9 protein-coding genes are annotated in these 12,914 nt (G+C 55.1%); 4 read left to right on the top strand and 5 right to left on the bottom strand.

Going from position 1 to position 12,914, the window contains the following annotated elements:
- Positions 1 to 16 precede the first annotated feature (16 nt).
- From KJS55_RS09710 to KJS55_RS09700, 3 genes are all read right to left on the bottom strand, one after another.
- A complete protein-coding gene (locus KJS55_RS09710; protein ID WP_187029314.1) occupies positions 17 to 1,303 on the bottom strand; it encodes a TRAP transporter large permease in 1,287 nt (428 codons plus the stop codon).
- Between the two features lie 3 nt (positions 1,304 to 1,306).
- Complete coding sequence (locus KJS55_RS09705; RefSeq protein ID WP_187029312.1) at positions 1,307 to 1,798, bottom strand: TRAP transporter small permease; 492 nt, start codon at positions 1,796 to 1,798, stop codon at positions 1,307 to 1,309.
- An 84-nt stretch (positions 1,799 to 1,882) separates the two neighbouring features.
- A complete protein-coding gene (locus KJS55_RS09700; protein WP_213543251.1) occupies positions 1,883 to 2,929 on the bottom strand; it encodes a DctP family TRAP transporter solute-binding subunit in 1,047 nt (348 codons plus the stop codon).
- A gap of 528 nt (positions 2,930 to 3,457) precedes the next feature.
- Here KJS55_RS09700 and KJS55_RS09695 point away from each other — a divergent pair.
- The 4 genes from KJS55_RS09695 (at position 3,458) to KJS55_RS09680 (ending at position 9,862) form a co-directional block, all read left to right on the top strand.
- Positions 3,458 to 5,710, top strand: coding sequence for a helix-turn-helix domain-containing protein (locus KJS55_RS09695; protein WP_187029308.1), 2,253 nt, complete (start codon positions 3,458 to 3,460; stop codon positions 5,708 to 5,710).
- A gap of 225 nt (positions 5,711 to 5,935) precedes the next feature.
- Positions 5,936 to 7,300, top strand: coding sequence for an N-acyl-D-amino-acid deacylase family protein (locus KJS55_RS09690; RefSeq protein WP_187029306.1), 1,365 nt, complete (start codon positions 5,936 to 5,938; stop codon positions 7,298 to 7,300).
- A 61-nt stretch (positions 7,301 to 7,361) separates the two neighbouring features.
- Entirely contained in the window at positions 7,362 to 8,777 is a 1,416-nt protein-coding gene (locus KJS55_RS09685) for a Na+/H+ antiporter NhaC family protein (protein ID WP_213543250.1), read from the top strand.
- 161 nt (positions 8,778 to 8,938) lie between these two features.
- Complete coding sequence (locus tag KJS55_RS09680; protein ID WP_187029302.1) at positions 8,939 to 9,862, top strand: ketopantoate reductase family protein; 924 nt, start codon at positions 8,939 to 8,941, stop codon at positions 9,860 to 9,862.
- A gap of 156 nt (positions 9,863 to 10,018) precedes the next feature.
- Here the strand turns inward: KJS55_RS09680 and rbr are convergent, their stop codons facing one another.
- Positions 10,019 to 10,630 (bottom strand): rubrerythrin, encoded by a 612-nt coding sequence (gene rbr, locus KJS55_RS09675; protein ID WP_187029300.1) that lies wholly within the window; start codon positions 10,628 to 10,630, stop codon positions 10,019 to 10,021.
- Between the two features lie 156 nt (positions 10,631 to 10,786).
- On the bottom strand, positions 10,787 to 12,535 hold the full coding sequence (locus tag KJS55_RS09670) for a Na/Pi cotransporter family protein (protein ID WP_187029298.1): 1,749 nt from the start codon (positions 12,533 to 12,535) through the stop codon (positions 10,787 to 10,789).
- Positions 12,536 to 12,914 lie beyond the last annotated feature (379 nt).

Below are 12,914 nucleotides of genomic sequence, written 5' to 3'. Positions count from 1 at the left end.
GCCCACAACCATTCTCTTACTTGTAGGCCACGCTGGGAAGCCACATGGTGATCTGTGGAACAAAGGTAATCACCAGCAAACAGAGAATCAAAACGCCGATCATCGGTAAAATCTTTTTGGAAATCTGTGTCACGGACAGGCCCGTAATACCGGAAGCCACAAACAAATTGGCGCCGTAAGGCGGCGTGACAAACCCAATCGCCAGGGCGACGGTCATGAAAACGCCGAAGTGTGTCAGGCTATAGCCAAGCCCTGTGACAATGGGTACGAAGATCGGCGTCAAAATGGTCATGGAGGTGATGTTGTCCATAAAGCAGCCAATCACCAACAGAAATGCCAGCAGCATCAGCATAATGAGATACTTGTTGCTGGTCAGCCCCATCATGAACGAGGCGAACTTGGCGGGGACCTGCAGCGTTGTGAGCAGATAACCGAAGCTGGTGGCGCAGGCAATCGTGAATAGACAGGAGCTGGTGGTGAGCGCCGTATTCTTCAGCGCCGTTTTGAGCGTCTTCCAGGTAAGTTCCTTATAGATGAATTTTCCGGCGATCAGCGCCCAGACGTTAGCAACGATAGCCGCCTCCGTAGGCGTAAAGATGCCGGCATAAATGCCGCCGAGGATAATCAGCGGCGTCATTAAAGCCGCAAAGGAATCCTTAAAGGTGGCCCAGGTGCTCATGTGTCCGCGATCTGTCGTCACTTCCACGCCATAGCTGTTTTTTTTGCAGGCAAAGAAGCTGTACAGACACAGCACTGCACAGATCAGAAGTCCCGGCACCACACCGGCCACAAACAGCTCGCCAATGGAGCAGCCCGTAATCACGCCAAAGAGCACAAAGGGAATGGAGGGCGGAATGATGACGCCGATAATGCCTCCGCAGCAAGTGATGGCGGTTGCCCAGGCCTTATCGTACTTCTCCTTCTCCATCTCCGGAATCATCATGCTGCCGATGGCGGAGACGGTGGCGGGACCGGAGCCGCTGATCGCGGCGAAGAACGTGCAGGCAAAGGTTGTGATAATGGCAAGTCCCCCCACTAGATTCTTGACAAAGCAGTGCGCCATATTCACAATCCGCCGGGAGATACCGCCGGTGGACATCAACTCGCCGGCCAAAATGAAATAGGGAATCGCAATGAGCGTAAAGCTATCCAGCCCGGTGATGCCAAGCTGTGCGGAAACCACTGTGTCCATGCTGGTAAACCAGTCCATGGTAAGGATCGTGGCACCACCCAGACTGATACCGATGGGCACTGTGGCAAAAATGGCTATAAATAAAAGAACGAACAGCGCAACCAGTGACATTGCTTATCCCTCCCTCTGCTCTGCCGCGGCCGGCGCGGGCCGCACCAGCTTGACAATGTGCTCCGCATACCGCACCACCATCAGCGCGCAGGAGATGGGGATGCAGGCATAGATCACCTGCATGGGAATCCTCATGGCAGGCGATGTCTGGCGCAGGCGTGTGATCATCATCACAACCTCACTTCCCTTATAAATCAGGAAGCAGCAGAAGGCGATGCTGATCATCGTGATTACAATTTCATAGATCTTCCGGACCTGTGGAGATAAATGCTCTGTGAAAATATCAATGCGGATATGCCGGTTTTCCTTGACGCAGTAGCTGGAGCCCAGCCAGACCTGCCAGATGAAGATGTACCTTGCCAGCTCCTCAGACCACGAGAGGGAATGATTGAATACGTAGCGGGAAACCACCTGCACAAACAGCAGCGGTACCACCAGCAGATAGGAGTAGACCAGAATGGTCTCCTCAAAATGGTCCCAACATTTTTTCAGCATCTGAAATGATCTCTCCTCTCAAGCGCGGCACGGCCAGAGGGAGGCTCTCCCCCCCGGCCGTACCATGATTTGAATCAACAGCCCTTAGCCCGCCTGGGCGGCCAAGGCCATGTCCACCAGCTCATCGCCAATCTCGGTACGCACCTCGTCATAGACGGGGGCGGTGGCGTCCACAAAGAGCTGCCGGTTCTCCGGGCTGATCTCATTGACCTCCATCTCAGTCTTCAGATACTCCAAAGCTGTGGCGTTTTGCTCATCGCACAGCCGGTACTCCTCCTCCCGGGCGGCGTCGGCGGCTTCTGTGACGACCGTCTGCAAATCCTCCGGAAGGCTTTCAAAGAAGGCTTTGTTGATGGTGGCGATGCCAGCCGTGTAGAAATGTCCCGTCAGGGAGAGGTAATCCTGCACCTCCTCAAAACGAGAGGTCTGGATCAAAAAGAGCGGGTTCTCCTCGCCGTCCACAGTGCCCTGCTGCAAAGCGGTGAACAGTTCCGTAAATGCCATCGGCGTGGGGGATGCGCCCAGATGCGTGAAGGAGCTCATGTGGATGCTATTTTCCATGGTCCGGATCTTCAAATCCCGGAGATCGTCGGGAGTATTGATAGGGTGGGAGCTGTTGGTGACATGGCGGATGCCGTTTTCCATGTAGGTGAGGTTGATCAGGCCAATGTCGCCCAGATTGGCTGCCGCAGCGGTCCCCAGTTCTCCGGTGATGGCGGCGCGAGCGGTCGCCTCGTCCTCAAACAAAAAGGGCAGGTCCAGCACCTCCATATTTTTATCAAAGTTCGCCAGCACGGACGTGGTGCCATAAGCCACCTCCAAAGTGCCCATCTGACAGGCCTCAAACATCACGCGCTCGGTGCCAAGGGAAGAGTTGGGATATAGCTCCACAGCAATACGGCCCTCGCTGTTGGCCTCCACCTGCTCCTCAAACAACAGCCATGCCTTATGGGCGGGGGTGTCCTCCTGGAGGGTGTGGCCGACCTTAATCGTATACTCCGGGGTCCCCCCTGCGTCGGAGCCGCTGCCTTCATCATTCGTTGGGGTGGAGCTATCCCCGCCGCAGGCAGTCATGGTCAGTGCCAACAGGGTGGCAAGGGCGGCGCTTACGAATCTTTTTCTTCTCATCATAACTTCTCTCCTTTTTATGTTGTATTGGGTGGGCTGGTCCAAAAACAAAGCCCTTCTCAGGGTTTTGTTTTGAAGCACTCCCATGTCCGTGTTGCGGGTAGCCATGGAAGCAGCTTTCTGTGCCTACCATAGCGGAGGAATCCTTGCCTGTAAATTCACAATAATTTCCAAGCTCACGAAACCAAACCTCGACGCTCAAATTTTCTGGTCTCCAGGGCTGCGTCACCGCTTCTTCCCGTAAATTTTCACAACTGGAAGCTCTGACAAATCCAGTTCTTCCACCTCTGTGCCGTCTGAACAAATTCCGTCGGCATTTTTCGGCACATTTTGGCTTTTGGAAGGCAAATTTCAAAAAAACTTCCGATTTTGTTTGTAATATTCATGAATTGTGAGTGATAACAATTTGAAAACACTTGGTTAAATCGCTATAATTTATTTTAAGGAAAGATAGGCGATTTGTGCGGTCTGAACCCAGACCTCCCCGCAGCCTCTTTTCTGTCACAATATGCAAGTAGATGGAGACACCACATGCAAAACAATCAGGAAAAAACAAGAAATTCCGTGTTTATCAAAACACTCCGCAGGGGGGTGCTCTGTTCTCTGATTCCTCTGCTCTTCATGAGCACTTGTATTTTTGTTCTGGATTTACAGCGGTCCTTGGAGCAGCTTGGCAGCGTGACAGTGAATATGCTGGCTCAGAGCGACCAAATGGTGCATTACATGATGGAGGACGTCATGCGCAGCATCAGCACCTTGGCCAAAGACCCTTCTGTGGTGGACTTCTCCATGCGGCCCTATCTGCGGGACACAGAGCGAAACAGCAATCTCTGCACTCTCCTCTCCACACTGTCCGATTCCTACAGCTATGTGGAGGAGTCCATTCTCTACTCCCCCTATGAGTCCTTGCAGATCAGCTCATCCGGGCTGATTGCCTACGGCTTGCAGGAAGAGCTCTCCGATAACTTCCAGCAGGCGAAGGACACCTGCACTGCCTGTATGCAGATCAGCTCTGTTGAAGGCGGAATGCAAAAGATGTTTCTTACCATCGGAATTCCCGCGTATTCCAACGATCCGCAGGCCATTGCAGTTTTACAGATTGATCCGGGCGCCTTTTTTACGCTCTCCATGGGCGGTGATCTGAAGGACAATATCAAGCGGAATCTCTACATCTCTGATCGGGATGGGAATCTTCTATTTTCCGATCAGGAACTGGAGTTCAGCCAGAAAATCACTCTGCCGCATTCTGATCTATCTACCGGTTCCCACCTGACACTGGCAGGGTCTGCCTTGCTGCGATACTCTGTATTTACCAATCCTCAGCTGGGGTGGCGCTACACCTATGTCACGGGCGCTTTATCCGGAAACAACAGTTGGCTTCCTCTGGTGATTCCCCTATTGATCAGTGTGCTGGCCAGCTGTGTCATCGGCTTACTGTTGGCTTATCAAAGCACCAAGGTCCTGTATAGCCCTTTGGAGCAGCTAATTTCCGCACTTCCAGAGCCGGAAGCAGAGACCTCCCAGGATGAGTACCAGCGTCTTGCGGGCTATTACGATCAGCTTCTTAACCAACGGGATGAGGTCTATGAACAGGTAGAGGCGATCCGACCTCTGCTCCTGAAAAAATTCCTGGTCTCCCTGGCAGACAGCACGCAAATTTCCCGGGACGAAGTTTTATATCAAGTGCGTATTTTGGAGGTTCCCTTCCAGGCGACGCTTTTCAACGCCTTTTTCCTACAGATTGACAACTACTATGCCCTGCCCTATTCCGAGCAGGAAAAGCAGGAGCTCAAAGCGCAAATGCAGGCGCAAATCTCCGCCTGTGCCAGCAGCATCGCCTACTGTGCGGCCACAGAGCTCAATGATGAAACCCTCCTTATCATCTGCAATCTTCACTCGGAGGAGCCGCCAGAGATCGGAAAGCAGAGTTTCCGAGCATTGGCCGAGGAGATTCGGGAGGAGCTGGAGGGGCTTTGGCCGATCACTGTGACGCTGGGAATCGGCCAGATCTGCCGCTGTGTGGAAGACCTGCCCCTCTCCTGCCAGCGGGCAAAAGCGGCCCTGGCTTACAAGCTGTATCGGGGGCAGGGCAGCATCATTGATTTTGAAGAAGTGCAGGTGGAGCCCCACCAGATTTACTATGATTTTGAAACCGTGCATCAGGTTGTCAATCGTGTTCGGACGGGAGATGGGAGGGGCGCAGTCCATCTGCTCCAGGAAATTTTCCGCACCTTTGCCTCCCAGCAGCAGGTCCCTCCAAAACAGGTCCGGGCCGTTCTGCAGTATTTGACCTCCGGCATTGGGGAAATCATTCAGTCCGCGCAGCTCCCACTGGAACCTCCGGCGGAGCTGGAGTCCGAGCTTTCCAAGAAGGCAACCCTTCCGGATATGGAAGTCTGGCTGACAGAGCTGTGCATGCGCACGGCGGAAGCCATGAGGCGCACTTCTTCCGACCGCGTCCGTCAAAACGCGGAGCGGATCAAGGCGTATATCGACAACAATCTGACCCAGGATATCTCCCTGTCCTCCATCTCGGAATATGTCAATTACAGCCCCACCTATGTAAGCCGGGTCTTTCGCCAGCACTACGGTGCCAGCTACATTGACTATCTGAATTCCAGCCGTGTCAAGCTGTCCCAGGAACTGCTCTCCGCCCGTGGAGACTTATCTGTCAAGGAGATTGGGTTCCAGGTCGGCTTCAACAACTTGCAGTCCTTTTTTCGGATCTTCAAAAAGTACACCGGTATGACACCATTGCAGTACCGGGAAAGGCAGGATCGATGAGGCGTCTTTGCCCAGAGGTCCTGCCTTTCATTTCGCCCAATCGCCATAGGGCTGTCGTGCAGCCTCAGCGATTCCTTGCCCGATTCCCTTCAAGGGCCGGACAGGGTCTTTTCTTCAGTGGCATTCCGTGCAGACTGCCGATTGATTTTTCACGAAAAGTCTGCTATTCTATGATATCAATATGTGGCTGCCAGCAGACAGTCATAGAGAGGATGAATCCTTTTCATGAGCACGTTAATCAAAGGCGGTCTGGTCATCGACCCCAGAAACCAGATCTGCTCCCAACTAAACCTGCTGCTGCAGGACGGCAGGGTGGCGGCTATCACTGAGAGCCAACCTGAGGCTGATCAGGTCATTGATGCTGCGGGCCGGGTCGTGACTCCCGGCTTTGTGGATATCCACATGCATGAGGACCCGGTGGGGCCTGACGGTCATCTGGTGCGGGATGATGCCACCGCCATCTTTCCCTGCATGCTGCGTATGGGTGTCACCACGGTCCTGGCCGGGCAGTGCGGCATCAACCGTGCCGATCCCGGGGACTATCTGGACCTGATCGACCGGGACGGCGCCGCTGTGAATGTCGCCATGCTGGCGGGTCACGCCTATATGCGGGAGGCTTGCGGCCACATGGACAAGTATACCCCCGTCAGTGAGGCAGAGCTCACCACGATGGAGGCTGCCTTTATCCGGGCGCTGGATCAGGGCTGCTTTGGCATCTCCTACGGCATCCGCTATGTGCCGGGGATTGACCGGCGGGAACTGGAGCGGACCGCCGCCGTCTGCCGGGGGCGGGACGGATTAATCGCCGCCCACATCCGCAGCGACGCCGCCGAGGTCTTTGACGCCGCCCGGGAATTTCTGGACGTGGGCGCGGCATTGGGGCTTCCCGTGCAGGTCTCCCACATCGGCTCTATGGCGGGCTTCGGCCAGATGGAAGCCTTTTTGCGTATGGTGGACAGCTACCGGATGAACGGCCTGCGGGTGAGCTGCGACTGCTATCCCTACTACGCCTTCTCCACTGCCATCGGCTCCACCACCTACGACGAGGGCTGGCTGGAGCGGTATCACTGCGGCTATGACGTGGTGGAACTATGCGAAGGGCGCTACAAAGGCCGGCGCTGCACCCGGGAGATTTTTGAGGAGGTGCGGCGGGATTGGCCGGAGTGCCTTACCGTCTGCTATGTGATGCAGGAGTCTGACGTGGACATGGCCCTGCGCCATCCCGGCGTCATGCTGGGAAGCGACGGCATCATGAATGGCGGGCAGGGCCATCCCCGGGCTGCCGGCTCCTTCCCCCGCCTGCTGGCGCAGTTTGTCCGGACGGGAAAGCTGTCTCTCTATGAGGCCGTTCGGATGATGACAGCCATGCCGGCGGACAAGCTGGGGCTTTCCAACAAGGGCAGTCTCCAAGTGGGTGCCGACGCGGACGTGGTGATCTTCGACCCGGACCGGGTCCGGGACCATGCCACCTTTGACCAGCCCACGTCGCCGGGAGAGGGCATCGACTATGTGTTCATCGGCGGAGAGCTTGCGGCCAGGGACTGCCGCGTGGTCCGGGGTGACCTGGGCCGCTCTGTCCGGAAGCTATGAACAGACGGCCTGTGTGTGGCCGCAGAATGAAGTTGCGCCCATCGGCGCAGGGAGGTTTTTTATGGAATATGGGTTTTGGTCCATCGTCCCCCCGCTGGTGACGATTGCCCTGGCGCTGGCCATCAAGAATGTGTTCATCGCCCTCATCATTGGTATTTTCCTCGCATCGTGGATTTTGGCTGATTTTCACCTGTTCACCGGCATCAATGACACTTTTTACAGCCTCGTCCATACCTTCGAGAGCAACAGCAACACCATTGTCCTCATGTCCATGCTGCTCATTGGCGCCCTCATCTATCTCATTGAGCGCTCCGGCGGCATCGAGGGGTTTGTGGACATCATGGTGAAAAAGCGGGGCGTCATCAAATCCAAGCGGGCGGCGGCTCTCTTCACCTGGGTGCTGGGTATCGTGGTGTTCACCTCCGGCTCCCTGAGCTGTATGGTCACAGGCTCTGTGGCCCGCCCCTTAAACGACAGCATGAGGCTCTCCCATGAGAAGGCCGCCTTCCTGGTACATACCACCTCCACGCCCTGGTGCGTGCTCTTCCCCTTAAGCGGCTGGCTGGCCTCCATGACCGGCTACCTCACCTCTGGCGGCGTGGCGGAGGAGTCCGCCATCAACACGCTGATCCAGTCCATCCCCCTGAACTTCTACTGCATCATCGCGGTGCTCTTCGCCTTTGTTTCTGCTGTCTTCTCCCTGGACTTCGGTCCCATGAAGAGGGCCGAGGAGAGAGTCAACCGCACTGGCGAGCTGGATGACCCCGCCTCCGCCGCCCATGATGCCAAAGAGTCCTCCGCCCCTGTCAGCGGCGTGAAGCCCCGGGCCAAGAACATGCTGATTCCGATGGCCACGATGGTGGGCACCATTCTGGCGGTGCTGTGTGTGACCGGCGGCGGCAACCCCACCCAGGGCGACGGCATGCAGTCTCTGCTCTGGGGCTGCATGGTTTCCGTGCTGGTGGTCTCTGTAATGTGCATGGTGGAAAAGCTCTTTACCTTGGATCAACTGGTCAGCGAGCTGATTCATGGCATGTCCACCATGCTGCCCATTGCCTGCGTGCTGCTCTTCGGCTTGACGATGGGGTCCCTGGTCAGCGGCCTGGACACCGGCAACTACCTCTCCTCGATCTTCCTGGGCGTGCTGACCCCCGCCCTGCTGCCCCTGCTGACCTTCATCATTTCCATGCTGCTGTCCTTCTCCACCGGCACTTCCATGGGCACCATGGCCATCATGGCCGTCATCGCCCTGCCCATGGCTGCCAACATGGGCACCAGCATCCCCCTGGTGGCGGGCGCTATGTTCGGTGGCTCCATCTTCGGCGACCACGCCTCTCCCATCTCTGATACCACCATCATGTCCTGCGCCACCACCGGCTGCAACATCATCGACCACGTCAAGACTCAGATGCCCTATGTGTGCTGTTTTGCCGGCATTTCCATGGTGCTCTATGTGATTCTAGGCTTTTTCATGTAAGGATTCCGGCCCCCTCCTTGATTTTGGGAGGGGGCCGCATATTTGCGCTAAGCACCGAAAAATTTTTGTTTTCGGTGGTCTGACCCCTTGATAATTTTTCTGGCATTTGCTAAGATACAGAGGAAGAAACCCCTACAAAATGAAACGAGGAGGAATTGTATATGAAGATCGGTCTTTTAGGCTGCGGCGCCATGGGCAGTCTTTACGGTGGCTACCTCAGCAAGGTACATGAGGTCTATGTCTGCGACGTGTGGAAGGAGCATATTGAGGCGATCCGCGCCAACGGCATCCGTCTGGATGAGCCGGAGGGTGAAACCGCTGTGTTTACGCCGAAATACGCCACCACAGACCCCAGCGAAATCGGCCCTGTGGACCTGCTGATCGTATTTGTCAAGTACATGCTGCTGGAGGACGCGCTGAAAAACGCCAAGACCATGATCGGTAAGGACACCATCGTGCTCTCTCTGCAGAACGGTATCGGCAACTATGATGAGATCGCCAAGGTGGTGCCTGAGGAGCAGATCTGCTGTGGTACGACCGCTCACGGCTGCACCTTCCTGGAGCCGGGCCACGTGCGCCACACCGGCCGCGGCATCACCAATGTGGGCACCCTGAAGGGGCCCTACGCCAATGCAGAGAAGGTGGCGGACGCTCTGCGTCAGGCCGGCTTTGAAGCCGCTGCCCACGAGAATGTGATGCAGCTGATCTGGCACAAGCTGTTCGCCAACATCGCCATCAATGCCATCACCGCTCTGCTGGACCAGACCAACGCCACGGTTGCGGAGAATCCCTATGAGCACACCCTGGCGGAGAACATGGTCCGCGAGGCTGTCGCTGTCGCTAACGCCACCGGCTGCCATTTTGATGTGGAGGCGGAGCTGAAAAACGCCTTTGACGTAGCCATCGCCACCGGCACCAACCGCTCCTCCATGCTGCAGGATGTCACCCGCCAGCGGGAGACTGAGATCAAGATCATCAACGGCGCCGTGGTCAAAACCGGCAAAGAGGCTGGAATTCCCACGCCCTATAACGAGGTGATCTGCCAGCTGATCCAGGCCAAGCAATCCTTCTATCTGAAGAAATAAACAGAGAAAACCGCCTCCCTGCGTGGGAGGCGGTTTTTTAATTTCCAAACGCATTAACACAAGCAACCTGCTGCGGGCGGGTCTAAAAGAACCGAGACGCAGTCAAGGCTTGATCCATCCTGTCTGCGTCTTGGGCGCATGAAGGCTGATTTCTCTTTATGGTTTTAGTAATCCACCGGCATACGGTGCCATTTCCAACCGAATGAAATAGCCCTGGTCATGGTCGCAGACAGGACAGACCTTCGGCGCCTCCAGGCTCTCCTGTACATGGCCGCAGTTCAGGCACATCCAGGCGCACTTCACATCAGATACAAAAAGCTTCCCGCTCTCCAACAGGTCTGCCAAGTGGCCGAAGCGGTTGCCGTGCCCCTGCTCAATGGGCGCTATCTGCAAAAAGGACGCGGCAATTTTAGGAAAGCCCTCCGCTTTTGCAGTCTCCCCAAAGGAGCGATAGACAGGATCGTGCTCCTCATATTCGTTATGCTGGGCCATTCGCAGCAGCTCCGTCACATCGTTGGTAATATCCACGGGATAGCCGCCGTCAATCTGGATGGTACTGCCGGCCATTTCCTTCATATGGTTGTAAAAGATTTCGGCGTGCTCCTTTTCCTGTCCCGCTGTAAACTGGAAAACCGCTTCTAAAACGTGGAGCTTCTGGCTTTTGCACAGAGATGCTGCAAAAGTATACCGGTTCCGGGCCTGGCTCTCTCCAGCAAAGGCTCGCATTAAATTTTTCAATGTCTCGCTGTCCTTGAAATCCACAGACATGGCGGAATCCTCCTCATTTGATTGGTAGCGGTAGGATTTCCCATCTGCGTATCTTTTATACGTGCGGCTCTCCGCCCTGGACCGTAATCTATCCGGCAGTATTCGTCTGCGCCACCGCAGTCAAAAGCCCCGCGCCGTGGGCGCGGGGCTTGTCCATCAGCCTTTTGGGAGCTGGTACTTCTGGAGGTTATCCTTGAGCCGCATGTTGAAGGCACTCTCCTCCTTCAGCTCGTTGATGTAGGTATGGCGGTCTACCTGGTCTCCCTGCTCCTCAATGATGGAAACAGCAATGTTGGAGCAGTGATCGCTGACCCGCTCCAAATTGGTCAGCAGGTCATTGAACACAAAGCCCAACTGAATGGTGCATGCGCCAGTCTGCAGGCGGCGGATGTGCTGCATGCGAATTTCTTCAATCAGACGGTCAATTGTCTCCTCCAGGGGCTCCACCTCCACCGCCATCGCAGCGCTGTCCTGCTGGAAACTCCCAAAGGCTTTCTCCATGATCTCATCCATTGCCGCCAGCAGTACCTGCAGCTCTTCATTCGCAGGCTCCGAAAAGTGAAGTTCCTTTTCATGAAGCTCCTGCGCGGACTCCTGCAGATTCAATGCATGGTCGCCAATCCGCTCAAAATCCCCGATCGCATGGAGCAGGCGGGACACCGTTCGGATATCATTCATGGATACACCATGCTGGGAAATCTGGACCAAATAGCTGCCCAGCCGGTCCTCATAGATGTCCAGCTTGTCCTCATTGGCAAGAATCTCAGACTCCCGGGCATTGCTGTAATCAGACAGCTGACAAAGGGCCAAATGCACATTCTCTCTGGCGACCTCACCCATGCGGTTGCTCATGGCCACACATTCGCTGATGGCAACACTGGGGGTGTGCAGCAGAAGCGGGTCCAGAAAGGCAAACTCCTCCGCCTTGTTCTCGCCACGGATCACGGCTCTCGCCAGCTTTTCCAGCTGGCGAGAGAAAGGCAGCAGCATCAACGTGGTGAATACATTGAAAATGGTGTGGCAAGCGGCAATTCCCAGCGCGCCCACGGTGTAGTTCAAAAACTGGAAGTGGAACAGAATATCGCCGCCATAAAACAAGAGTAAACACACGGCAGAGCCGATAATGTTAAAGGAAATATGAATGACCGCCACCCGCCTCGCGTTTCGGTTGACGCCGATAGAGCTGATCAGCGCCGTGACACAGGTGCCGATATTCTGCCCCATAATCACGGGGATCGCTATTCCATATGTAATGGACCCGGTCAGTGCCAACGCCTGCAAAATGCCCACAGAGGCTGCGGAGGATTGAATCACACCCGTGAATACCGCGCCCACCAGAACGCCCAGAAGCGGGTTGTTGAACGCCGTCAGGAGGCTGGAAAACTCCGGCATATCTGCCAGAGGACTGACGGCCTGTTTCATCAGCTCCATGCCGTACATCAGGATGGAAAAGCCCACCATGATGCGGCCCATATCCCGGCGGCGCTGTTTCTTTGAGCCCATGATCAAGATGATGCCCGCCAGCGCCAGCAGAGGAGAGAAGTTCTCCGGCTTGAGCAGGTTGACAAAGACATTCTCACTCTCAATGCCCGTCATGGCCAAAATCCACGCAGTCAGCGTGGTGCCGATATTGGACCCCATAATGACGCCGATGGTCTGCCCCAGCTCCATGACGCCGGAGTTCACCAGCCCCACCAGCATCACGGTCATGGCGGAGGATGACTGAATGGCAATGGTAATCCCTGCGCCCAGCAGCAGGCTCTTCAGAGGGCTGGCGGTCATGCGCTTAAGCATTTGCTCCAGTCGGCCTCCAGCCATCTTTTCCAGGCTCTTGGACATGGTGGTCATGCCGTACAGAAAAAAGGCTAGGCCGCCGCAGAGGGTAAAGACAGAGAAAATATCCATGTCATCTCTCCTTTATAAAGTTCTCTGATCTCAGGCAGAACTATGATATTTTATTATATATGGTATGTGGAACATTGAGAAGCCGGGGAAACAAAAAAATATGAATTTCATGAAGAAAGCAAAGAATCTGTAAAATGTGGGCGATTCCTTTAGTAAAATAGACTGAGCTTTTCCTTTTTGGATGTTGCTGTCTTTCATTTTAAGATAGAACTTAAAGCGGCTCTTTCGACAAGATAGGTCCACCTTTCTGTGAAAAAACTGTTAAAATGAAACGCGCTTTCTTGAACCCTCTTGAAATTCTATGCTATATTAAGATTGTATTAATATAAAATGCAGCTGCGTATGTTTTCCTGTTGATCAATCTGACCAAGAACATCGC

This window comes from Pusillibacter faecalis (genome assembly GCF_018408705.1).
GTDB lineage: Bacteria > Bacillota > Clostridia > Oscillospirales > Oscillospiraceae > Oscillibacter > Oscillibacter faecalis.
Note: the sequence above shows the minus strand (reverse complement) of the source record. Positions and strands in the feature narration are given on the sequence as shown.

What these genes read in the sequence shown, in the direction of transcription:
- KJS55_RS09685 (WP_213543250.1), top strand. Translation starts at nt 7,362, where the DNA reads ATGGAATATGGGTTTTGGTCCATCGTCCCCCCGCTGGTGACGATTGCC.
- KJS55_RS09670 (WP_187029298.1), bottom strand. Translation starts at nt 12,535, where the DNA reads ATGGATATTTTCTCTGTCTTTACCCTCTGCGGCGGCCTAGCCTTTTTT.
- KJS55_RS09705 (WP_187029312.1), bottom strand. Translation starts at nt 1,798, where the DNA reads ATGCTGAAAAAATGTTGGGACCATTTTGAGGAGACCATTCTGGTCTAC.
- rbr (WP_187029300.1), bottom strand. Translation starts at nt 10,630, where the DNA reads ATGTCTGTGGATTTCAAGGACAGCGAGACATTGAAAAATTTAATGCGA.
- KJS55_RS09680 (WP_187029302.1), top strand. Translation starts at nt 8,939, where the DNA reads ATGAAGATCGGTCTTTTAGGCTGCGGCGCCATGGGCAGTCTTTACGGT.
- KJS55_RS09710 (WP_187029314.1), bottom strand. Translation starts at nt 1,303, where the DNA reads ATGTCACTGGTTGCGCTGTTCGTTCTTTTATTTATAGCCATTTTTGCC.
- KJS55_RS09700 (WP_213543251.1), bottom strand. Translation starts at nt 2,929, where the DNA reads ATGATGAGAAGAAAAAGATTCGTAAGCGCCGCCCTTGCCACCCTGTTG.
- KJS55_RS09690 (WP_187029306.1), top strand. Translation starts at nt 5,936, where the DNA reads ATGAGCACGTTAATCAAAGGCGGTCTGGTCATCGACCCCAGAAACCAG.
- KJS55_RS09695 (WP_187029308.1), top strand. Translation starts at nt 3,458, where the DNA reads ATGCAAAACAATCAGGAAAAAACAAGAAATTCCGTGTTTATCAAAACA.